General features: G+C 75.2%; 20 protein-coding genes. 13 read left to right on the forward strand and 7 right to left on the reverse strand.

The features are described from left to right. The first annotated feature begins 24 nt into the window (after nucleotides 1–24). Nucleotides 25–378, forward strand: coding sequence for a hypothetical protein (locus HNR12_RS19280; protein WP_179768921.1), 354 nt, complete (start codon nucleotides 25–27; stop codon nucleotides 376–378). Nucleotides 379–515: 137 nt separating this feature from the next. Next, complete coding sequence (locus tag HNR12_RS19285) at nucleotides 516–959, forward strand: YybH family protein (protein ID WP_179768922.1); 444 nt, start codon at nucleotides 516–518, stop codon at nucleotides 957–959. 34 nt (nucleotides 960–993) lie between these two features. Here the strand turns inward: HNR12_RS19285 and HNR12_RS19290 are convergent, their stop codons facing one another. Beyond that, nucleotides 994–1,602, reverse strand: coding sequence for a DUF6879 family protein (locus HNR12_RS19290; protein WP_179768923.1), 609 nt, complete (start codon nucleotides 1,600–1,602; stop codon nucleotides 994–996). Between the two features lie 319 nt (nucleotides 1,603–1,921). Here HNR12_RS19290 and HNR12_RS29220 point away from each other — a divergent pair, with 319 nt between their 5' ends. From HNR12_RS29220 to HNR12_RS19320, 7 genes are all read left to right on the forward strand, one after another. Then, nucleotides 1,922–2,044: a hypothetical protein gene (locus HNR12_RS29220; RefSeq protein WP_274613954.1), complete on the forward strand. Its 123-nt coding sequence runs from the start codon at nucleotides 1,922–1,924 to the stop codon at nucleotides 2,042–2,044. Nucleotides 2,045–2,356: 312 nt separating this feature from the next. Beyond that, the gene (locus HNR12_RS19295; protein WP_179768924.1) at nucleotides 2,357–2,722 is read left to right on the forward strand and encodes a hypothetical protein; all 366 of its coding nucleotides are present in this window, start codon (nucleotides 2,357–2,359) and stop codon (nucleotides 2,720–2,722) included. Then, on the forward strand, nucleotides 2,715–3,125 hold the full coding sequence (locus HNR12_RS19300) for a hypothetical protein (protein ID WP_179768925.1): 411 nt from the start codon (nucleotides 2,715–2,717) through the stop codon (nucleotides 3,123–3,125). Before HNR12_RS19295 ends, HNR12_RS19300 begins: the two co-directional genes overlap by 8 nt. A gap of 48 nt (nucleotides 3,126–3,173) precedes the next feature. After that, nucleotides 3,174–4,034: a sulfurtransferase gene (locus tag HNR12_RS19305; protein ID WP_179768926.1), complete on the forward strand. Its 861-nt coding sequence runs from the start codon at nucleotides 3,174–3,176 to the stop codon at nucleotides 4,032–4,034. 532 nt (nucleotides 4,035–4,566) lie between these two features. Beyond that, a complete protein-coding gene (locus tag HNR12_RS19310) occupies nucleotides 4,567–6,603 on the forward strand; it encodes a S1C family serine protease (protein WP_179768927.1) in 2,037 nt (678 codons plus the stop codon). 470 nt (nucleotides 6,604–7,073) lie between these two features. Beyond that, entirely contained in the window at nucleotides 7,074–8,327 is a 1,254-nt protein-coding gene (locus HNR12_RS19315; protein WP_179768928.1) for a glycosyltransferase, read from the forward strand. Between the two features lie 564 nt (nucleotides 8,328–8,891). Continuing rightward, nucleotides 8,892–9,905, forward strand: a complete 1,014-nt coding sequence (locus HNR12_RS19320; RefSeq protein WP_218901982.1) for a DMT family transporter — start codon at nucleotides 8,892–8,894, stop codon at nucleotides 9,903–9,905. Nucleotides 9,906–9,927: 22 nt separating this feature from the next. On the opposite strand, the gene HNR12_RS19325 is transcribed toward HNR12_RS19320, so the two are convergent. The 6 genes from HNR12_RS19325 to HNR12_RS19350 form a co-directional block, all read right to left on the reverse strand. Continuing rightward, nucleotides 9,928–11,364 carry a sensor histidine kinase gene (locus tag HNR12_RS19325; RefSeq protein ID WP_179768929.1) on the reverse strand — a complete coding sequence of 479 codons (1,437 nt, stop codon included), beginning with the start codon at nucleotides 11,362–11,364 and terminating at the stop codon, nucleotides 9,928–9,930. Nucleotides 11,365–11,370: 6 nt separating this feature from the next. Next, on the reverse strand, nucleotides 11,371–12,075 hold the full coding sequence (locus tag HNR12_RS19330) for a response regulator transcription factor (protein ID WP_179768930.1): 705 nt from the start codon (nucleotides 12,073–12,075) through the stop codon (nucleotides 11,371–11,373). 68 nt (nucleotides 12,076–12,143) lie between these two features. Further along, on the reverse strand, nucleotides 12,144–12,695 hold the full coding sequence (locus tag HNR12_RS19335) for a hypothetical protein (RefSeq protein ID WP_217781838.1): 552 nt from the start codon (nucleotides 12,693–12,695) through the stop codon (nucleotides 12,144–12,146). A gap of 1 nt (nucleotide 12,696) precedes the next feature. Beyond that, a complete protein-coding gene (locus HNR12_RS27895; RefSeq protein WP_218901983.1) occupies nucleotides 12,697–12,945 on the reverse strand; it encodes a hypothetical protein in 249 nt (82 codons plus the stop codon). Nucleotides 12,946–13,050: 105 nt separating this feature from the next. Beyond that, nucleotides 13,051–14,016 carry a bifunctional helix-turn-helix transcriptional regulator/GNAT family N-acetyltransferase gene (locus HNR12_RS19345; protein ID WP_179768932.1) on the reverse strand — a complete coding sequence of 322 codons (966 nt, stop codon included), beginning with the start codon at nucleotides 14,014–14,016 and terminating at the stop codon, nucleotides 13,051–13,053. A 164-nt stretch (nucleotides 14,017–14,180) separates the two neighbouring features. After that, entirely contained in the window at nucleotides 14,181–15,143 is a 963-nt protein-coding gene (locus tag HNR12_RS19350) for an HpcH/HpaI aldolase/citrate lyase family protein (protein ID WP_179768933.1), read from the reverse strand. Nucleotides 15,144–15,296: 153 nt separating this feature from the next. On the opposite strand from HNR12_RS19350, the gene HNR12_RS19355 reads away from it, so the two are divergent. From HNR12_RS19355 to HNR12_RS19370, 4 genes are all read left to right on the forward strand, one after another. After that, complete coding sequence (locus tag HNR12_RS19355) at nucleotides 15,297–17,624, forward strand: molybdopterin-dependent oxidoreductase (RefSeq protein ID WP_179768934.1); 2,328 nt, start codon at nucleotides 15,297–15,299, stop codon at nucleotides 17,622–17,624. 207 nt (nucleotides 17,625–17,831) lie between these two features. After that, nucleotides 17,832–18,941, forward strand: coding sequence for a FecCD family ABC transporter permease (locus HNR12_RS19360; protein ID WP_179768935.1), 1,110 nt, complete (start codon nucleotides 17,832–17,834; stop codon nucleotides 18,939–18,941). Then, nucleotides 18,938–20,050: a FecCD family ABC transporter permease gene (locus HNR12_RS19365; protein WP_179768936.1), complete on the forward strand. Its 1,113-nt coding sequence runs from the start codon at nucleotides 18,938–18,940 to the stop codon at nucleotides 20,048–20,050. The genes HNR12_RS19360 and HNR12_RS19365 overlap by 4 nt, the downstream gene beginning before the upstream one ends. A 31-nt stretch (nucleotides 20,051–20,081) precedes the next feature. Further along, nucleotides 20,082–20,942 carry an ABC transporter ATP-binding protein gene (locus HNR12_RS19370; protein ID WP_179768937.1) on the forward strand — a complete coding sequence of 287 codons (861 nt, stop codon included), beginning with the start codon at nucleotides 20,082–20,084 and terminating at the stop codon, nucleotides 20,940–20,942. Nucleotides 20,943–20,972: the final 30 nt, after the last annotated feature.

Raw genomic sequence — 20,972 nt, forward strand, 5'->3', positions numbered from 1 at the left:
TCGACCCCGAACCGGAGCCGCGCCATGCACACCGGCGACACCGCCGTGACCACCCTCAACTACGCCCTCATCTGGATCAGCAACCTCCTGCCCCTGGCGGTCGCCGTGTTCGCGCTGATCCGCGCCGGCCAGGCCGAGACCTGGGCCGCCGTCCTCATCCGCACCGCCGGAGTCCTGCTCGTTCTGCGGACCCTGCTCTTCGCGTCCTTCATGCTGCTCAGCCAGTCCGAGGCGGTGGTCCGCCTGGCCGTCGTCTGGGACGTCGCCTCGATGCTGGCCACGATCGGCGCGATGGTCCTCCTCCTCGTGGCCCTCGCCTTCGGCCGCCCCCGCCGCCCCGTCCCCGCCCCCCGAGCCCCCGCACACCCACCCCGCTGACCCGCCGGGCTCCGCCGAGGGCGGGGCCTTCGCCGGGTGGGCGTCACAATCCTCGGGGCTGTCGTGTCGGAGGGGTGAGACCGCGGGGCCGCCGGTGGGGTGGGCCCGGTGCGGTGCGCTACTGGACGGAGGAGCCGATGGCCGCTTACGAAACCGAGATCCGCGAGCTTTTGGACCGCAGGGCCGATGCCTGTGCGGCAAAGGACGTCGACCGGCTGATGTCGCTCTATTCTCCCGGAGTCGTTTACCACGATGTCGTTCCCCCGCTCCAATTCGTGGGTGAAGACGCGGTCCGCCGCAACTTTGTGCGGTGGTTCGGGGAATACGACGGGCCTATCAGTCTGGAAACGCATGAGCTGTCCGTCGCGGTGGGCGGCGGCGCCGCGTTCGCGCACATGCTGCACCTGGACAGCGGCACGCGAAAGAACGGGGTGCGAAGTTCGATCTGGGTGCGTTCCACGGTGGGCTTCCGGCGGACGGGCGGCCGGTGGCTGATCACGCACGAGCACATCTCGGTTCCGGTCGATCCGCGGAACATGCGAGCGTGGTTCCCGCCGGAGAAGTGGGCCCCCAAGAACTGATCCGTGCCGGTGCTTCCGGCCCCGGTCGGCGTGTTCACGTGCGGACGGCCGGGGGCGGAAGGTCCGCGATCTCGCGGTGGAAGTACTCCAGGAGGGGTTCGCCCGATCGGAACAAGGCGTCGAGTTCGACGCTGCTTCTGGCGATCACGTCGCGGTCGCCGATCCGCCAGGCGCCGAACGGCTTTCCCGCGGAGTCGTAGCGGACGAGGTACAGCACGCGGTCGCCCAAAACCACGATCTCGGGGAGCATGCGCTCGTGCTCCCAGTGCGCCACCTGGGCGGCGGTGACCACCCGAAGGGGCCGCCCGGCCTCGGCCAGCATGCGCAGGAACTGCATCTCCCACTGCAGGTAGGGGCTGACCGGGTCCTCGACGACGCGGATGTGCCGTGTCACCACGCCGTCCTCGGCGCACTTGGCGACCATGGCGTCGGCCCGGGGCCGGGCGGCCTCGGTCAATTCCAGCGCCCGGGACCAGTCGCCTGCCGCGAACGCCTCCCAACTTGGGTCGCCGGGCTTGCTCAAGGTCTGGATGCGTTCGAGTTTCCACGTCACTCCGCCGCCGCCGTACTCGCGGCGGTAATCGGCGAGGTAGGTGTCGAGATTGAGGGCGGCGGCAGGACGATCGCGCAGGCGATCAAGCATCGGAGTCTCCGAATTGAGAGAGATAAAGACGGTCGGGGAGGGATGCACGAGCCGGTCGTCAGGCTGATGCTAAGCCAGGGGGCGGGCGCAGGGCATAGAACTCGGAGAAACATTCTCTGGCGATGGTTTCGCCGTTCATGTTTCCATAATATCCGGATATGGCCTGGCCTGAACTGGGCCCGGTTCCGCCTTCCTTTAGGGGGTTCTCCGGTGTTCACCGTAGCCCGATTGGCCGGTGTGGGCCATATCGAATAAATGCTGTAGTGGAACGGTTACTCTTTGTCGGAGGGAAGCTTCTATCGCAGATGGAGGACGGTCGATGGGTCGGCATGAAAAGCCGGAAAACGACGGCCAGTTGCCCCAGCCGGTTCCCGTGCCCGCGCCGGATACCGAGGGCGGCGGCAGGGGCGGCCGGCACGAACGCGACGACGAGGAGAAATGACGAACGCCACTCGGCCGCGCCGCCGTGACGCGGATTTCGCGCCCCGCGGTTTCGCCCGTTCCGCTTTCCCCTCGGAGCAGGCGGGGGCCGTGGCCGAGGGCGGCGAAGCGGGCCGGGCTCCCGAGGGCCCGCGCCCGCGCGCGGGGCCCGCCGCGCGGTGCCCGGTGCGGCCGCGCCGGCTGATTTCCCCGACCTCCCCGGAAAGTACTACAGTGCGTCGTAGAAACCGCGGTGGCCAGGTCGCGCCCTGACGTGCTGGGACGCCCCGCCGCGCGGGGGACGTCGACTCACGTTCGGTGGAGGTAGGAACCCATGGTCGAGGGGCTGACCACCACCATCCAGCTCGCGTCGCTGGTCATGGCCGGGTGGTGCCTCATCTCGGTCTTCCGCGACCAGCCGATGGTCGTGCCGCACCTGGTGGGCATGGCGGTGCTGTGGCTGCTGCTCATCGGCCAGGGCGTGGTCTCCACGGTCCTCATGGCCGGCGGCGAGCGCCCCGGCGAGTTCATCGTCTTCGTCAGCTACCTGATCACGGTCGTGCTCGTGCCGCCCGCGTGCGCGGTGTGGGGGTTCATGGAGCGCAGCCGCTGGGGCCCCGCCGTGATCGCCTTCGCGTGCCTGATCCTGCCCGTCATGATGGTCCGCCTCGAACAGCTCTGGAACCCCGCAAGTGTCTGACGCCGCCGGCCGCACCGGCCCGGGCCGCGTGCTCGTGGCCGTCTACGCGGTCTTCGCCATCGCCGCCACCTCGCGCGCCGCGGTGCAGATCCTCACCCGCTTCGACGAGGCTCCGCTGGCCTACCTCCTCTCGGCCCTGGCCGGGGTGATCTACATCGTCGCCACGGTCGGCCTCGTGCGGGGCGGGCGGACCTCGCTGCGCGTGGCCGCGGTCTCGTGCGCGGTCGAACTGCTCGGCGTGCTGGTCGTCGGCGCGTTCAGCGTGTTCGACCCCGCCGCCTTCCCCGACGACACCGTGTGGTCCGGGTTCGGCAGCGGCTACCTGTTCATCCCCCTGGTGCTGCCCGTGCTGGGCCTGCTCTGGGTGCGCCGCGTCACCCGAGGCCCCGCGCCCCGCGCCTGATCCCGCGGGCTCGGCTCCCGCGGACCCGCGACTGGGTACCGTGCCGTCATGACGACTAACGACGGAGCCCCGGGGCTCCCGGTCCTGGTGAGCGCGGAGTGGCTGGCCGAGCACCACGGCGACGTCCTCGTGGCCGACGTGCGGTTCTACCTCGACGGAAGGTCCGCCCGCGAGGAGTACCTGCGCGGGCACCTGCCCGGCGCGGTGTTCGTGGACGTCGACCACGACCTCTCCGCGCCCGCCCGCGAGGGCACCGGACGCCATCCCCTGCCCGACCCCGACACGTTCGCGGCCACCCTCGCGCGGCTGGGCATCGGCGACGGCACACCCGTCGTCGGCTACGACGACGTCAACGGCTCGGTCGCCGCACGGCTGGTGTGGATGCTGCGCGCCCTCGGCTCGCCCGCGGCCCTGCTCGACGGCGGTATCGCCGCCTGGCGGGGCGAACTGGCCACCGGCCCCGTCGAGCCCGCGCCCCGCCCGCGCACTCCCGTGGTCTGGCCGGCCGACCGGATCGTGGACACCGAGACCGTGCTGGCGGAGGCGGGCGACCCCCGGCACGTGCTCGTGGACGCCCGCACCCGCGAGCGCTACACCGGCGAGGCCCCCGCGCCCGTCGACCTGCGCCCCGGCCACATCCCCGGCGCGCGCAGCGCCGCGTGGGCGGGCAACCTCGCCGAGGACGGCCGGTTCGCCGCGCCCGAGCGGCTGCGCGAGCGCTTCCGCGCGCTGGGTGTCGACACCGCCGACACGGTCACCGCCTACTGCGGCTCGGGCGTGACCGCCTGCCACGACCTCCTCGCGCTCGAACTCGCCGGCTACAGCGGCGCCCGCCTCTACCCCGGTTCCTGGAGCGCCTGGGCGCCCAACCCCGACCTGCCCGCCGAGACCGGCGACGGCAGCGGGTGAGCAGGGCCTCGGCCGCCGTGGCGGGCACCGCACCGGGCGGGCGGACCACGTAGGCCGGGCGCGCCGGCGCGGAGGCGGACATGCGGCGGTGACGGCGATCCGCCGAGCCGACCGCGCACCGCGCGGAGCGGGCGCCCGGGGGACCGCAGGCGCGGCGCCGCCCACTCTCCGGCGGCTGCCCCGGGGGAGACCGCGTGGCCCACGGAACCCAGGGTCAGTGGGCGGCCACGCGGTCGCTCGTGCGGGGGGCGTCGGCGCGGCCGGGCGGGTCCGGCCGCGCCCGGCGCCGGGGCGGGGGCCGCCGGCGCTCGGTATCCTCGATGATCGTTCAGATTCCGGTCGGAACGTGGGCGGCGCGCCGATGTCGCCTCTTACCGGTAAATGGGCAGAAGCCCTCCGCACCCGGTGTGGGGGGAGCGGGCCGCCCGGCCGCCCCCGGGCCGACTCGAAACCCGACCTATCCGCCGTCTCACCGCGTTCTAACCTCAGCCGCCGATTGTTGTCGGTAACAGGTCGAGCATCCGGAGGACACATGAGTGCGACCGACCCCACCAAGGGCTCCCCCCACGAGGGCCAGGACGGCGACGGCCGCCAGCCGGAGCCGGCCGAGGCGTCCGCCGCCGACACCGCCGTCCTCGGCGCCCCCGCGGCCCCCTCGACGCCCGGTGCGCCCGCGCCCTCCGCGGAACCCGGCGAGGACGCCCCCGCCGCCGGGCGCCAGGACGACGCCGAGGCCCCCCGGGACCAGGGCGCGCCCCCGGACGCGGAGCCGCAGCCGGCCCCCGAGGCCGAGGCGGGCGCCGACGGCGGCGCCGAGGCGGCGACGGGACCCGGCGCCGACCCCACCCCGACCCCCGTGCCGTGGCGCTCGGCGGTGGCCAACCGGCCGCCCCGCTCCCAGAGCGCCCCCCGGTTCGGCGAACCCGAGGCCGCGCCCGCGGCGGCGGCCGCGGCCACCGGTGAGCCGGGCGGAGCACCGGCCGAGGCGCCCGCCGACACCCACGGCGAGCCCCGGCAGGCCGCCCCGGCCGCCACCCCCTACGGCCAGACCGACCCCTACGGCACCGCCGGCGCCTTCTCCGCGCCGGGCGGCGGCCATCCCGCCCCCTCCTCCCACGGCCACCCGGCTCCCGGCGCGAGCCCCGCGTGGGCCGCGCCCGCCGCACCGGCCGCGGCCGGAGCGGCGGCGGGCGGGGCCGCCCCCACCGACCCCTACGGCACCGCCGAACCGGGGCGCGGCCCCGGCGGCTACGGCGGGCCCCCCGGCCCCGGCGGCCCCGAGCACGCCGCCCACTCCGGCGGCTGGCACGCGGGAGGCCCGGCCGGACCGGCGGGTCCCGGCGGGCCGGGCGGCGGCTACGGCCCTCCGCCGCCTTACGACCCCGCGCACCTGCCGCCCGGCGGCGACCGCCCGCCGCGCGAGCCGTTCTTCAAGCGCAACCGGGTGCTGCTGGTCGCCGCCATCACGGCGATCATCACGAGCGCGATCGTGGGCCCCGCAGCCGCCGTCATCAGCACCTACTTCCTGGGCGGGACCCAGAACTCCCTGACCGACCCCTCCGAGGGCTCGGTCTCCAGCGGCACGGTCAGCAACGTCGCCGAGGCCGCGCTGCCCAGCGTCGTCTCCATCGAGGCGGGGGCGGCCGGCGGCAGCGGTGTCATCATCAGCTCCGACGGCCAGATCCTCACCAACAACCACGTGGTGGCGGGCGCCAAGGAGGCGGGCGGGATCACCGTGCAGTTCAACGACGGCAGCGAGGCGCGCGCCGAGGTGCTGGGCGCCGACCCCGTCTCCGACCTGGCGGTCATCCAGGCCGAGGGGCAGAGCGGCCTGACCGCCGCCGACCTCGGCGACTCCGACAAGGTCGAGGTGGGCGCCGACGTCGTGGCGATCGGCTCGCCGCTGGGGCTGTCGGGCACCGTCACCAGCGGCGTGGTCAGCGCCGTCGACCGCCCGGTCAACACCGGCGTCAGCGGCCAGGAGGAGCAGCCGCAGAACCCGTTCGGGCTGCCCGAGGAGCAGGACCCGTTCAGCCAGCAGCCCGAGCAGCAGCAGGGCCAGACCTCCACCGTCATCAACGCCATCCAGACCGACGCGCCCATCAACCCGGGCAACTCCGGCGGCCCGCTGATGAACATGAGCGGCGAGGTCATCGGCATCAACACCGCCATCGTCGGCACGAGCGGCAGCGGCGGCGAGAGCGGGTCGATCGGCCTGGGGTTCGCCATCCCGATCAACCAGGCCAAGCCCATCGCCGAGCAGTTGATCGCCGACGGCAGCGCCGAGTACGCCGCCATCGAGGCCACCATCTCCGGCCAGGCCGACTCCGAGGGCGCCACGATCGTGGAGACCACCAACGACGGGGCCGCCGACCAGGCGGGGCTCCGTGAGGGCGACGTCATCACCTCGATCGAGGGCGAGCAGATGGAGAGCTCGGACGCGGTCATCGCCGCCGTCCGCTCCCACCAGCCCGGTGACACCATCACCGTCGGCTACGTGCGCGACGGCCGGGAGCGCGAGACCCAGGTCACCCTATCCGCGCAGTCCTCGGAGAGCATCGGCAACTGAGCCGCGCGCGGGCGCGGGGCCCGAGGGCGGCCCCGCGCCCGCCGAGGCCCGCCGTCCGCCGGACGCCGGCGGACACGGCGTCCGAGAAGTCCACACGGGGAAGACGGGGACCCGGCGCGTCGACTGGGGGAGCGCGCCGGGTCCCCGCGCGTGTCCAGGGGTACGGCGGCGAGAACGGCGCCCGCGGGCACCGCCGCCCGCGGCCGGACCCGGCCACGGGCGCCGCGCGGGCCGCCCACCGGCGCGGCGGCGAGGACGGCCTGGTCAGGGGGCCGCGCGTTCCCGCGCGCGGCGCCGGTGTACGGCCCCGATCACGGGGTACCGTTCGCGGCAGCGGGCGGTGCCCCGCTGCCGCGCGGGCCTGCCGCCGCCGTTCGCGACCGCCGAGGCGGCCGCGGCGGTCGGCCCATCACGCCGACCCCGACCAGGGCGCGGCCCCGCTCACCCGCGCCGACTCCGGAGACCTGACCATGGGCGAACCATCCTTCTCCTCGGACCCCGCCGCGCGGCCGGACGCCGCCCGCCGCCGGCTGCGGGTCCTCATGGGCACCGACACCTACCCGCCCGACGTCAACGGCGCCGCCCTGTTCACCGCCCGCCTGGCCCGCGGGCTGGCCGAGCGCGGCGTGGACCTGCACATGGTGTGCCCCTCGCCCGACGGCGCGCCCCGCGTGGCCGGCGCCGAGGGCGTGGTCGAGCACCGGCTGCGCTCGATGCCCTCCCTCGTCCACGAGTTGGTGCGGCTGGCCCTGCCGCCCGGCGCGCCCGGCCACATCGACCGCCTGATGCGGCGGCTGCGGCCCGACGCCGTGCACATCCAGAACCACTTCATCGTCGGCCGCCTCCTGCTGGGGGCGGCCCGCCGCCACGGGGTCCCGGTCGTGGCCACCAACCACTTCATGCCGGAGAACCTGTTCGCCTACCTGCGCTGCCCGCCGGCGCTGCGCGGCGCGCTGGGCGCCTACGCCTGGCGCGACTTCGTGCGGGTGTACTCCCAGGCCGACCGCGTCACCACGCCGACCCGCATCGCGGCGCGCCTGCTGCGGGACAAGGGCTTCCACCGCGCCGTCGAGGCGGTCTCGTGCGGCACCGACCTGGACCGCTTCCGGCCGCTCGCGGGCGGCGCGGCCGCGCGCTCCGCCGTCCGCGCCAGGCTGGGCGTGCCCGACCGCCCCACCATGGTGTTCGTCGGCCGCCTCGACGCGGAGAAGAACATCGCCGACCTCGTCGAGGCGCTGCCCCACGTCACCGCGCCCGGCGCGCAGCTGGTGGTGGCGGGGTCGGGCTCCCAGCGCCGCCACCTGGAGGCGCTGGCCGCCGAGCACGGGGTCGCCGACCGGGTCCACCTGCTGGGGCACGTGCCCAACGGCGACCTGCCCGACGTCTACCACTCCGGCGACGTGTTCACCATCGCCGGGACCGCCGAGCTGCAGAGCATCGCGACCCTGGAGGCGATGGCCAGCGGGCTGCCGGTGGTGGCCGCCGACGCGCTGGCGCTGCCGCACCTGGTGCGGCCCGGGCACAACGGCTACCTGTACCAGCCGGGTGCCGCCGGGGAACTGGCGAAGTACGTGAGCGAGATCCTGGCCGCCCCCGAGGAGCGCGCCCGCATGGGCCGGGCCTGCCGCCGCCGCGCCGCCCGCCACGACCACCAGGTCTCGTGCGCGCGCTACGAGGAGATCTACCGCGACCTCGCCCGCCCCTGGGCGGCGCGGTCGGGCTGAGGCCGCGGTGCGCCGCCGTTTGCGCGGCGGCGCCCGCCCGCGCGGCGCCGCGCGGGCGGCGGGTCCGGGCGGTGCGGGGGGTAGGCGCGGGCACACGGGGTAGTCGGCCGTGGCACACGGGTGACGCCGGGGGTGCGGGCGTGCCCTGTTTATCAGGGTTTCACTTTCCGGCCAGGACAATGCCGAGGCCAGGGTGGTACTCAGGAGCGCGGACCACGTGCGGGCGCGCACGCGGCCCGAGGGCGCGTCCGGAGGCCCTGGCCGCCGGCGACCGCCGCCCTGAGTGCGGCACCGGCGAGTGCGGCATGCCAGACTCAGCCCGTGCCCGCGGGCGCGCGGCACCGATACCTGTGCCGGGAACCGGACGGCTCCCGGCGCCGCTCGGCGCCGCACTTTCGCGGACACGTCCTCGCTGTGCCCGCCGCCCGCGCCCGCCGGCGCCGGCGGCGGTTCCGCCCGCACGCCGTCACCGGATCCGCCGATGGCGGACGCCGGGGCAACCCCATCGTCCGGTGGTCCCATCGCCGACCACACAGGTGCACCGCTAGGAGGGCGCGACCGCTCATGACGTGGCCAGTGGTTATCGCCATCGCGGGTGCGCTCGCCGTCGCGGCCGGAGCCGCGTTCCAGGAGCGGGCCGTGGTCGCCGCGCCCCGGACCGGCGGCCAGCTGCGGCTCCTGGGCTCCCTGCTGCGCAGCAAGGGCTGGTGCCTGGGCACCTTCATGACCGCCTCGGGTGTGCTGGCGCACATGGTGGCGCTGGGGCACGCCCCGCTGGTCATCGTGCAGCCGATCGGCATGAGCGGCCTGATGTTCGCGGTGATGCTCTCGGCGTTCTTCCGGCGCCAGCGGCTCACCCCCGCGCAGGTGTTCGGGTCGCTCGCGGTCACCGCCGCGCTCATCGGCCTGCTCGCCACCATCCCCGACCACGCCAGCTCACCGGTCCTGACCGGCGCCGAGACCGTGCTGCTGCCGCTGGGCTGCGCGGGCGCGATGCTGCTGGCCGTGGCCGCCGCCCGGTTCAGCGGCCCGACCACCTCGGCCTGGATCCTGGCGCTGGCGGGCGGTGTGGCCTACGGCGGCACCTCGGCGCTGGCCCGCGTCATCGGGTCGGCGGCGGTGGCCGACCTGTCGGCGGTGCTCCAGCCGCTCACCGCCGTGGGCCTGGTGATCGGGCTCAGCGGCGCGGTCATCGTGCAGAACTCCTACCGCACCGGGCACTTCGCGCTCGCCTACTCGGTGCTGCTGATCTCCGCCCCCCTGGCCGCGACCGCCATGGGGGTGGCGTTCTTCGACGAGCGGCTGCCCACCGGCCTGCTCGACGGCACCGTGGCGCTGGCCGCCGCGGTGCTGGGCGCGGTGGGCGTGGTCACGCTGGCGCGCAGCAGCGGGCCGCCGACGCGGCAGCGCGCCGACGCGGCCCCCCGATCCGCGGCGCCGTCCGAGGCGGCCGAGCGGGCACCCGCCGATCCCGGCGGGCGCGGCCGGCGCGCCACGCGTGCGGCCGTGCCGCCGCACACGCGCGGCGCGGCCCCGCACCGCCCGGTGCGGCGCTCGGCCAACCCCGCCGTGGAGTGAGCCCGCGCGCCCGGCCGCCGGTTCACTCCGCCGCCGCGGCCTCCGGCGGCAGCGGGGGCAGCCAGAACCCCACCACGGCGCCGCCGTCGGGCCGGTTGCGCGCCAGGACCCGCCCGCCGTGCGCGGTGACGATGTCCTGCACCATGGACAGCCCCAGGCCCGATCCGGGCAGGCTGCGGGCCGAGGTCGCCCGGTAGAAGCGCTCGAAGATGTGCGCCAGCTCCGCGGGGTCGATGCCCGGGCCCCGGTCGCGCACCTCCACCCGGCCCCGGCGGATCACGATCTCGATGGGGGCGCTGCCTCCGGGGTCGAACTTGGCGGCGTTCTCCACCGGGTTGGACAGCGCCCGCTCCAGGGCGGTGGGCCGGCCCATCACCACCGTGTCGTCGGCGTCCACCACCACGTCGCGCCCGGTCCGGCGCCGCGTGCGCGCGGCGACCCGCTCGGCCATGGCGCCCAGGTGGAGTTCGCGCGGGCGCTCGTCCTCGCGGCTGTCGGTCGCCAGCTCCACCAGCTCGTTGACCAGGTCGGTCAGCTCCCGGGTCTCGCTCTGCAGGTCCTCGACCAGCCGCTCGCGCGCCTCCGGCGAGAGGCGGTCGAACCGCTTCATGACGCTCACGTTGGTGCGCACGCTGGTCAGCGGGGTACGCAGCTCGTGCGAGGCGTTCTGCACCAGGCGGCGCTGCTCCTCCTTGGCCCCGGCCAGCCGCGCCAGCATCGCGCTGAAGGCGTTGCCGAGCCGGCCCACCTCGTCGCGGCCGGCCCCGCCGTTGTCGCCCCCCGGCATCGGGTAGTCCAGGCGGCCGGTGGCGCTGACGTACTCGGCGGCCTCGGTGAGCCGCACCAGCCGGCCGGTGACGCCCCGCCCCACCAGCCAGCCGGCGACGGCGGCGCCGATCGCCACCATCACGCCCACGCCCAGCATCTGCCCCGCGAGCTGGTCGAGCATGCTCTCGGTGGGCGAGAGCCGCTGCCCGATCTGCAGCGCGCCCTGGGCGTCGCCCAGCGAGACGGTGGCGATGCGGTACCGCTCGCCCTCGGCGCTGTCCTCACGGGTGTGGACGACGCCGGGCTCCTGCTCCAGCGCGATCTCGCGGTCCTCCTCGCCCGTTGGCAGGAATCGCACCTGCTCTCCGGGGCGGATCGGCAGCGACACCCCGCCGTCGGGGCTGACCATCTGGTAGGTGAAGGAGTTGGAGTGCAGCAGGGTGAGGGTGCGGTTGCCGTAGCCGGGCGGCTGGGTGGCGCCGCGCAGCTCGTCGGTGAGGTTGGCGACGGTGGCGTCGAACTCGTTCTGGGCGTCGGTGCGGATCATGAACGCGGCGGTGTTGTAGGCCAGCGAGCCCACCACCGCGATGACCACGGTGGCCACCAGGGCGAACAGCACGGCGAAGCGGGTGCCCAGCCGCCACTCGCTCAGCGGCGGCACGCCCAGGCCCGGCCGGGGCATCTGGGGCATCGCAGGTCACCTCGACGTCTGCGGGCGCACCGTGTAGCCGACGCCCCGCACGGTCTGGATGAGCGGCGGGGTGCCCTGCGGCTCCAGCTTGCGGCGCAGGTAGCTGATGTAGACGGCCAGGTTCTTGGACTCCGGGCCGAAGTCGTAGCCCCAGATGCGGTCGTAGATGGTGGCGTGGTCCAGCACGATCCCGGCGTTGCGCACCAGCAGTTCCAGCAGGTCGAACTCTGTCTTGGACAGCACCACCTCGGTGCCGCCGCGCCAGACGCGCCGCGCGCCGGGGTCCATCCGCAGGTCGCCGACCCGGAGCAGCTGCGCGCCCTCGCCGTCCTCGGCGGGCGCGGCGCGGCGCAGCAGGGCGCGCAGCCGCGCCAGCAGTTCGTCCAGCTCGAAGGGCTTGGGCAGGTAGTCGTCGGCCCCGGCGTCCAGCCCGGCGACCCGGTCGGGGGTCTCCACCCGCGCGGTCAGCATGAGGATGGGGGTGCGGTCGCCCTCGGCCCGCAGCACCCGGCACACGCCCAGGCCGTCGACACCGGGCATCATCACGTCCAGCACCAGCAGGTCCACCGGGTCGCCGTGGACGGCGGCCAGCGCCTGCACGCCGTCGGCCACGGTGCGCACCTCGTAGCCCTCCAGCTGGAGGGCCCGCTCCAGGGAGTCGCGGATGGCGCGGTCGTCGTCGGCGATCAGGACGCGGCTGGCTCGGCTCATGCAGCCAATGGTGTCCCATCAGGGTTAGCCGCCGGTAAGAGCGGCACGAGGGCGTGTTGTGCGCCGCGTCAAGCCGCCGCGGCGGTGCGGCGGGCGGCCAGCACCACGTACAGGCCGCAGGCGAGCAGGGTGGCACCGGAGAGCACACCGCTGACGAACGGCGTCCAGGCGGCGGCGGGGGTGGCCAGCAGGGCGAACCCGGCCGCGCCCAGGGCGGTGAGCACGGCGCCGGGCACGGCGATGCCGCGCTCGCGCCAGACCGCCATCAGCGCGACGAAGTGCAGGCCCACGACGAGCGCCACCCAGGCGACGTTGGCCTCGGCGGGGGCGCCCAGGGCGCGCAGCACCGGGAAGCCGCCGAAGAGCAGCAGCGCCTCGGCCGCCACCACGGCCGCGTAGCCGCGGCCGAACATGGCGCGGCCGGGAGCGGTGGCGGGCGGGGCGGCCCGGGCGGCGAGCACGCCCAGGACCACGGTGGCGGCCAGGCAGGCGAGGGCCAGGACGCGCAGCGCGGCGCCCGCGGCGGCGGGTAGGGGGGCGTGCGCGTTGACCAGGACGAAGACCGTCCCGAACGAGGAGCCGATGAGGATTCCGGTGAAGCGCTCGAAGAGGGCGCGCACGTCAGCTCTTCTCCGGTGTGCTCGGGCCGGTGCCGTCGGCGTCATCGGTGCCGCCAGTGCCCTCGAGGCCCTCGGACTCCCCGGAGGCCGGGGCGCCGCGCTTGGCGGCGGCGGCGAAGGAGACGCTGAACGTGATCCCGATGGCAACACCGAAGACGGCGCCCAGGGCGAGGTTGTCCATGGCCACCCCCAGGGAGATGCCGATGGCCACGCCGAGCGGGATGCCCGTTCCTACCGACCTGCCGTCCACGCGCCGCTCCGTTCCCCGGCCGCGCCGCCGCCGGTCCGTTCCCTGGTGACGCACCTCTGACGTGCCGCGACACGGAACGGTTCCGGTTCCGCGCGCCGGCGGGCCTCACAGGTCCATGTCCCAGTCCTGGGGCACCAGGTCGGCGCCGTAGAGGCGGGCGGGCGCGGAGCGGGTGAGCCGGAACCCCGCCGCCTCGTAGATGCGCAGGGCCGAGCGCAGCACCGACACCGTCGACAGCGTCATGCGCCGGTAGCCCGCCTCGCGGGCGAAGGCCACGCAGGTGCCGACCAACCGGGAGCCGGTACCCAGACCGCGCGCCGAGGGCTCCACGAACAGCAGGCGCAGCCGGGCCGTCTGGGCATCGTCGCGGACGCAGGCCACGCACCCCACCCGCTCGCCGTCGAGTTCGGCGATCCACATGGCCTCGGCCGCGGGGTCGAAGCCGGCGCCGAAGTCGGCCACGATGCGGGCGACCGACGCCTCGAACGTCCGGTCCCAGCCGTACTCGGCCGCGTAGAGCGCGCCGTGGCGCTCGACCACCCACCCCAGGTCGCCGGGGCGCGGCGCGCGCAGCAGCACCGCGGGCTCCGGCGCGCCGCCCCGCGCCGCGCGGCGGGCCGCCGGGGCGTCGAGCAGGTGGCGCACCGTGGCCAGCGCCGCCAGCAGCCGCTGCCGGTCGGCGGGGGCCAGGTGCGCGATCAGCTCCTCGATCTGGGTGTTGGAGCGCTCGTCCAGTTCGGCGGAGACGCGGGAGCCCTCGGCGGTCAGCTCGACCAGCTGGCGGCGGCCGTCGTCGGGCGAGGGCGAGCGCACGACCAGGCCGCCGCGCTCCAGCCGGGACAGGACGCGGCTGAGCTGGCCGGGGTCCATGTCGAGGTCGCGGCGCAGCGCCAGCGCCTCGGTGCGGCCGCGGTGGCGCAGTTCGTACATGATCCGCACCTCGGTCAGCGTCCAGGGGGAGTCCAGCAGAGTGGGGCGCAGCACCCCGACCCGGCGGGTGAAGAACCGGTTGAACGCGCGGATGGCGAAGACGTCCCGCGGTGGGACGTGCGGCGCGGCGGTGGTGCCCATGGCTGCCCCCGAGGCGAGGTCCTCCGGCCGGGTGTGCCCGCCGGAGCAGGAACGTTTGACTGTGGCAAACAAAACTACCCCGCGCCGGGCCCCTGCGGAAGGGGGTGCGCGCCCCTTCCGCCCGGCCGGACCGCCCCGCCCGGCCGGGGCGGTCGGCGCGCGGGCTACTCCGGACGCCCGCCGCCCTCGGCGGGCGGGGTGGGCCGCATCCCGGCCGCGCGGCCCTTGCCCGCCACCACCAGCGCCATCTTGCGCGACGCCTCGTCCAGCATCTCCTCGCCGAGCATCACCGCGCCGCGCCGCTCCACGGTGGTGGCGTGCTCGTAGGCCGCCAGGATCCGCTCGGCGTGGTCGTAGTCCTCCTGGCTGGGGGAGTAGGCGGCGTTGGCCGCCTCCACCTGGAGCGGGTGCAGCACCCACTTGCCGTCGAAGCCCAGCGCCGCCGAGCGCGCGGCCGAGCGGGCGAACGCGTCCACGTCGCGGATCTGCAGGTAGGGGCCGTCGATCGCCTGGAGCCCGTGGGCGCGGGCGGCCATGAGGATCCGCATCAGCACGTAGTGGTAGGCGTCGCCCACGTCGTAGCCCGGCGGCTGCTCACCGACCACCAGCGTCTTCATGTTGATGGAGGCCATGAAGTCGGCCGGGCCGTACACCAGGCTCTCCAGCCGGGGCGAGGCCGCCGCGATGGCGTCGACGTTGACCAGGCCGCGCGCGTCCTCGATCTGCGCCTCGATGCCGATGCGGCCCGGCTCCAGGCCGGTGGCCGCCTCGATCTGGGTGAGCAGGGTGTCCAGCCACCGCACGTGGTCGGGGCCGGTGACCTTGGGCAGCACCAGGCAGTCCAGTTCCGCGCCGGCGCCCTCGACCACGGTGATCACGTCGCGGTAGGTCCAGGGCGTGGACAGGTCGTTGACCCGCACGGTGCGGACCTTGCCGCCCCACCCGCCCTCCTTGAGCGCGGCCACCACGGTCTCGCGCGCCGCCTCCTTGGCGAGCGGCGCCACGGCGTCCTCCAGGTCCAGGAAGAACGCGTCCACCTCCAGCCCGCGCGCCTTCTCGATGAACCGGGGGTTGGACCCCGGCACCGCGAGCACCGAGCGCCGCGACCGCGATGCCACCGAGCCCATGTCCGCCTCCTTCGCCTCGACCAGGTCGTCCCGGGGCCCGCGGCCCCGTCCGCCATCCTCGCAAAGCACACGCGGGGGCGGCCGCGCGGCCGCCCTCCATCAGTGCATAAAGTGCAGAGCAGGGCAAAGGGAGCGCCCGGAGGAAGGGACAGCATGACCGCACCGGACGACACCGCGCCGAAGGCCTACCCGACCACCGCGCACTGGGGCACCTACGACGTCCTGGTGTCGGGCGACCGGGTGGTGGGCGTGCGGCCCGGCGCCCACGACGCCGACCCCTCGCCCCTCATGGGCAACGTGCCCGGTGCCCAGCACCACCCCACGCGGGTGGCCGCCCCCGCCGTGCGGCGGCGCTGGCTGGAGAACGGGCCCGGCCCCGACGGCCGGCGCGGCGACCCCGACGACGAGTACGTCGCCGTGGACTGGGACACCGCGCTGGACCTGCTCGCCGCCGAACTCGACCGAGTGCGCCGCGAGCACGGCAACACCGCGATCTACGGCGGCTCCTACGGCTGGGGCAGCGCCGGGCGCGTGCACCACTCGCAGAGCCAGCTGCACCGCTTCCTCAACACCATCGGCGGCTACACCCGCTCGCGCGACACCTACAGCCACGCCGGGGTCGAGGTCCTGCTGCCGCACGTCCTGGGCCGGCCCGGGCTGGCCGATGTGCTGCACAGCGCGCCCACCTGGGAGGCCATCGCCGAGCACACCGACCTGGTGGTCTCCTTCGGCGGGCTGCGGGTGTCCAACACCCACGTCAGCTCCGGCGGCCGGCACCGCCAGGTCGCCGCCGAGGGCATGCGCGCCGCCGCCGCCAAGGGCGTGGGCTTCGTCTCGGTCAGCCCGCTGCGCGACGACACCCTGGACGACATCGGCGCCCAGTGGCTGCCCGCCGACCCCGGCACCGACACCGCCGTGCTGCTGGGCCTGATCCACACCCTCTTCACCGAGGGCCTGGCCGACACCGCCTTCCTCGACCGCTACACCGTCGGCGCCGCCGTGCTGCGCCGCTACGTGCTCGGGCACGACGACGGCACCCCCAAGTCCGCCGACTGGGCGGCGCGCGTCAGCGGCCTGCCCGCCGAGGACCTGCGCGCCCTCGCCCGCCGCATGGCCCGCGGCCGCACCCTCGTCAACGTGGGCTGGTCGGTGCAGCGCACCCGATTCGGCGAGCAGCCGCTGTGGGCGGGGATCGCCCTGGCCGCCTGCCTGGGCCAGATCGGGCTGCCCGGCGGCGGGTTCGCCTCCGGCTACGGCTCGGCGGGCAACTACGGCGCCGGGTCCACCCCCGGCGGGCTGCCGCGCCTGCCGCAGGGCCGGCGGCCGATCGACAGCGCCATCCCGGTCGCCCGGGTCGCCGACATGCTGCTCAACCCCGGCGCGGAGTACGACTACGACGGCACCCGCTCCACCTATCCCGACATCCGGCTGGTGGCGTGGTCGGGCGGCAACCCCTTCCACCACCACCAGGACCTGTCCCGGCTCACCCGCGCCTTCGGCCGCCCCGACACGGTCGTGGTGGTCGAGACCCACTGGACCGCCACGGCCCGCCACGCCGACATCGTGCTGCCCTCCACCACCACCCTGGAGCGCGACGACATCGGCGCCAGCCGGGGCGACGCCGCGCTGCGCGCCATGCCCCGGGCGGTTCCCCCGCACGGCGCGGCCCGCGACGAGTACGACATCTACACCGGCCTGGCCGAGCGCATGGGGGTCGCCGCGGAGTTCACCGAGGGCCGCTCGTCGGCGCAGTGGCTGCGGCACGTCTACGAGGAGTGGCGCGGGCGCTACGCGGGGCGGGCCGACCTCCCCGACTTCGACGCGTTCTGGGCCGCCGGGAGCGTGGCGATCCCCGACCGGCGCGACGACACCGCCCTGTTCGCCGAGTTCCGCGCCGACCCCGACACCCACCCCCTGGCCACCCCCAGCGGGCGCATCGAGCTGTACTCCGCGACCGTCGCCTCCTTCGGCTACGCCGACTGCCCCGGCCACCCGGTGTGGCTGCCCGCCGAGGAGCGCCTGGGTTCGGCGCGCGCCCGCACCTGGCCGCTGCTGATGGTGGCCAACCAGCCCCGGGGCCGCCTGCACAGCCAGCAGGACATGGGCGCCTACAGCCGCTCGCTGAAGGTCGCCGGGCGGGCGCGGCTGCGGATGCACCCCGGCGACGCCGCCGCGCGGGGGGTGTCCGACGGCGACGTGGTGGTCGTGGAGAACGACCGGGGCAGCCTGCTCGCCGGTGTGGAGGTCAGCGCGCACGTGCGGCGCGACGTGGTGCAGCTGTCCACCGGTGCCTGGTACGACCCCTCGTCGCAGGAGGTGACCTGCGTGCACGGCAACCCCAACGTGCTCACCGCCGACGTGGGGTCCTCGTCGCTCAGCCAGGGCACCACCGGCCAGCACGTGCTGGTGGAGGTGCGGCGCTACCACGGCACCCCGCCGCCGGTGCGGGTGTTCGACCCGCCGCGCATCACCCGGCGCTGACCGGCGGGCGCCGCGCGGGCGCGGGGGCGTACGGGGAGGGAGCGTTGGTCGGCGGCACCGTCCGAAAAGCGGCGCCGACCACCCCGGTGCCCACTTCCACCGAGATCACGGGATAGGTTAGCCTCTACTAAGTTTGCGCGGACAACCGGGAGGAAGCGTCGTGTTTGTGCCCGTGGCCGTCACGGCCGCCCGCCCCGGCGGGGTGCGATGAGCCTGGAGCGGCCGTCCGCCGTCGCCGGGGCCGAGGGCGAGGACCCCGCCGCCCCCGACTCCGTGGTCGCCGCGCACGCGCTCGACCGCCGCACCCGCGCCGCCGCCCGCACCCACCTGCTGCGCGCCGGCGGCCTGCTCGTCCTCCTCGCGGCGCTGCTCTTCTGCGCCATGCTCAGCGTCGCCGTCGGCGCCAAGGACATCCCGCTGCCCGTCGTGTGGGACGCGGTGTGGAACCCCGACGGCGGCTACGACACCAGCGTGGTGTGGGAGCTGCGCCTGCCGCGCACCGTGCTGGGCGTGTTCGTCGGCGCGGCCCTGGGCCTGGCCGGGGCCCTCATGCAGGGCCTCACCCGCAACCCCATCGCCGAGCCGGGGATCCTCGGGGTGAACTCCGGTGCCGCGGCGGCCGTGGTCGTCGCCATCTTCGTCTTCGGCCTGACCAGCCCCACCGCCTACGTGTGGTTCGGGTTCGCCGGCGCCGCCGTGGCCGCCGTGCTGGTCTACGCGCTGGGCTCGCGCGGGCGCGCCGGCGCCACCCCCGTGCGGCTCGCGCTCGCCGGCACCGCCCTGGCCGCCGTGCTCCAGGGGTTCGTCTACGGGATCACCGTGCTCAACGAGTTCGTCTTCGACCAGATCCGGTTCTGGCAGGTCGGCTCGCTCGTGGGCCGCGACCTGGAGCTGTTCGCGCGCATCTGGCCGTTCCTGGCGGTGGGGATCGTGCTGGCCCTGGCGCTGGGCCCCGCGCTCAACACCATCGCGCTCGGCGAGGACCTCGCCGCCGCCCTGGGCGCCCACATCAACCGCACCCGCGCGCTGGTGGCGCTGGCGATCGTGCTGCTGTGCGGCGGCGCCACCGCGGCCGCCGGCCCGATCTGGTTCGTCGGGCTCATCGTCCCGCACGTGGCGCGCTCCATGACCGGCCCCGACCAGCGCTGGCTGCTGCCCTACTCGGCGCTGCTCGCGGCGATCCTGCTGACCGGGGCCGACATCGTCGGCCGGGTGCTGCCCGCGACGGGCGAGCTGGAGGTCGGCATCATCACCGCGCTGGTGGGCGCCCCCGTGTTCATCATGCTGGTGCGGCGCAGAAGGATGGCCCAGCTATGACCCTGACCCCCGCCCGCGCGCGCGGCGCCGGCACCGGCGCCCAGGACACCGCCGCGGGGGGCCGGCGCACGCGCCCGGCCCCCGTGCTGCGCCTGGCCGGCGGCCGGGTGTCGGTGATGGTGCGCCCCCGCGTCGCCGCCGTGTACACCGGCCTGCTGGCCGCCACCGCCGCCGTCTTCGCGGTGTCCCTGGCCGTGGGCGACTACACCATCGCGCTGGACCGGGTGCTGTGGGCGCTGGTCGGCTACGGCGAACGCCTGGACCTGTTCTTCGTGCGCGACGTCCGGCTGCCCCGCGCGCTGGCGGCGGTGCTGGTCGGCGCGGCGCTGGGCATCGCCGGCGCGGTGTTCCAGAGCCTGTCGCGCAACCCGCTGGGCAGCCCCGACATCATCGGGTTCACCGGCGGCGCCTCGGCCGGCGCGGTGGCCGTGATCCTGGTGCTGGGCGGCAGCACCCTCCAGGTCTCCCTGGGCGCCATCGTCGGCGGTGTGGCCACCGCCGGGCTGGTGTACCTGCTCGCGCTCAAGCGCGGTGTGCAGGGCTACCGGCTGGTGCTCGTGGGCATCGGCATCAACGCCATGCTGCTGTCGGTGCGCGACTACCTGATGACCCGCGCCGAACTGACCGAGGCCATGACCGCCCAGGTGTGGATGATCGGCAGCCTCAACGGCACCGCGTGGGGCCAGGCGCTCACCATCGCGGCCTCGTGCGCGGTGCTGATGCCGGTGGTGCTGCTGCTGGGGCGGCGGCTGCGGCTGATGGAGATGGGCGACTCCACCGCGCAGGCGCTGGGCGTGCCCGTGGGCTGCACCCAGGTCGCGGCGCTGCTGGCGGCCAGCGCCCTCACCGGCGCGGCCATCGCCGTGGCCGGTCCCATCGCCTTCATCGCCCTGGCGGCGCCCCAGCTGGTCCGCCGCCTGGCCCGCACCAGCGGCACGGCGCTGATGGGCGCCGCGCTGATGGGGGCGCTGCTGCTCTCGGCCGCCGACCTGGTGGCGCAGCGGGCCCTGGCGCCCACCCAGCTTCCGGTCGGGGTGGTGACCGCCGTCATCGGGGGCAGCTACCTCGTCTGGGTGCTGTACCGAGAATGGCGGACCGGAAATGCCTGAGTCCGGCAACGTGAAGCAGCGAGGAGCAGCGATGTCCGAACCGTCCCGGTTGTGGGGGGAGAACCTGACCCTGGCCTACGACCAGAGTGTCATCTCCCGTGACCTGGGGATCTCCATCCCGGACAACTCCTTCACGGTCATCGTCGGGCCCAACGCCTGCGGCAAGTCCACCCTGCTGCGGGCCCTGTCGCGGATGCTCAAGCCCAGCCAGGGCGCCGTGCACCTCGACGGCCGGCTCATCAGCTCCTACCCCTCCAAGGAGGTCGCGCGGCGGCTGGGCCTGCTGCCGCAGAGCTCCATCGCGCCCGACGGGATCACCGTGGCCGACCTGGTGGCGCGCGGGCGCTACCCGCACCAGAGATTCCTCAAGCAGTGGTCGCGCTCCGACGAGCAGGTCATCACCGAGGCCATGGACGCCACCGGTGTCACCGACCTGGCCGGGCGCATGGTGGACGAGCTGTCGGGCGGGCAGCGCCAGCGCGTGTGGCTGGCGATGGTGCTGGCCCAGCAGACGCCGCTGCTGCTGCTGGACGAGCCAACCACCTACCTGGACATCGCCCACCAGATGGACGTGCTCGACCTGTGCGCGGAGCTGCACCACGAGCGGTCCTACACGCTGGTGGCGGTGCTGCACGACCTCAACCACGCCTGCCGGTACGCCACCCACCTGATCGTGATGAAGGAGGGGCAGGTGGCGGCCGAGGGCGACCCCGCCGAGATCGTCACCGAGCAGCTGGTGGAGGAGGTGTTCGGGCTGCCGGTGCGCGTCATCCCCGACCCCGAGACCGGCACCCCGCTGATCGTGCCCGCCGACCGGGGCGGGCGCATCGCCCGCCGCACGGCCGCCGCGCCGCGCCCGGCCGCCGAAGAGGTGGGGCGGCGCAGCGCCTGACGGCGCGGCGGGCCCCCGCGGGCGGCGGCC

Origin of the sequence: Streptomonospora nanhaiensis (assembly GCF_013410565.1) — a bacterium.
Lineage (GTDB): Bacteria > Actinomycetota > Actinomycetes > Streptosporangiales > Streptosporangiaceae > Streptomonospora > Streptomonospora nanhaiensis.

Coding starts and splice junctions, on each gene's coding strand:
- HNR12_RS19280 (WP_179768921.1), top strand. CDS start 25: ATGCACACCGGCGACACCGCCGTGACCACCCTCAACTACGCCCTCATC.
- HNR12_RS19285 (WP_179768922.1), top strand. CDS start 516: ATGGCCGCTTACGAAACCGAGATCCGCGAGCTTTTGGACCGCAGGGCC.
- HNR12_RS19290 (WP_179768923.1), bottom strand. CDS start 1,602: ATGCTTGATCGCCTGCGCGATCGTCCTGCCGCCGCCCTCAATCTCGAC.
- HNR12_RS29220 (WP_274613954.1), top strand. CDS start 1,922: ATGGGTCGGCATGAAAAGCCGGAAAACGACGGCCAGTTGCCCCAGCCG.
- HNR12_RS19295 (WP_179768924.1), top strand. CDS start 2,357: ATGGTCGAGGGGCTGACCACCACCATCCAGCTCGCGTCGCTGGTCATG.
- HNR12_RS19305 (WP_179768926.1), top strand. CDS start 3,174: ATGACGACTAACGACGGAGCCCCGGGGCTCCCGGTCCTGGTGAGCGCG.
- HNR12_RS19310 (WP_179768927.1), top strand. CDS start 4,567: ATGAGTGCGACCGACCCCACCAAGGGCTCCCCCCACGAGGGCCAGGAC.
- HNR12_RS19315 (WP_179768928.1), top strand. CDS start 7,074: ATGGGCGAACCATCCTTCTCCTCGGACCCCGCCGCGCGGCCGGACGCC.
- HNR12_RS19320 (WP_218901982.1), top strand. CDS start 8,892: ATGACGTGGCCAGTGGTTATCGCCATCGCGGGTGCGCTCGCCGTCGCG.
- HNR12_RS19325 (WP_179768929.1), bottom strand. CDS start 11,364: ATGCCCCAGATGCCCCGGCCGGGCCTGGGCGTGCCGCCGCTGAGCGAG.
- HNR12_RS19330 (WP_179768930.1), bottom strand. CDS start 12,075: ATGAGCCGAGCCAGCCGCGTCCTGATCGCCGACGACGACCGCGCCATC.
- HNR12_RS19345 (WP_179768932.1), bottom strand. CDS start 14,016: ATGGGCACCACCGCCGCGCCGCACGTCCCACCGCGGGACGTCTTCGCC.
- HNR12_RS19350 (WP_179768933.1), bottom strand. CDS start 15,143: ATGGGCTCGGTGGCATCGCGGTCGCGGCGCTCGGTGCTCGCGGTGCCG.
- HNR12_RS19355 (WP_179768934.1), top strand. CDS start 15,297: ATGACCGCACCGGACGACACCGCGCCGAAGGCCTACCCGACCACCGCG.
- HNR12_RS19360 (WP_179768935.1), top strand. CDS start 17,832: ATGAGCCTGGAGCGGCCGTCCGCCGTCGCCGGGGCCGAGGGCGAGGAC.
- HNR12_RS19365 (WP_179768936.1), top strand. CDS start 18,938: ATGACCCTGACCCCCGCCCGCGCGCGCGGCGCCGGCACCGGCGCCCAG.
- HNR12_RS19370 (WP_179768937.1), top strand. CDS start 20,082: ATGTCCGAACCGTCCCGGTTGTGGGGGGAGAACCTGACCCTGGCCTAC.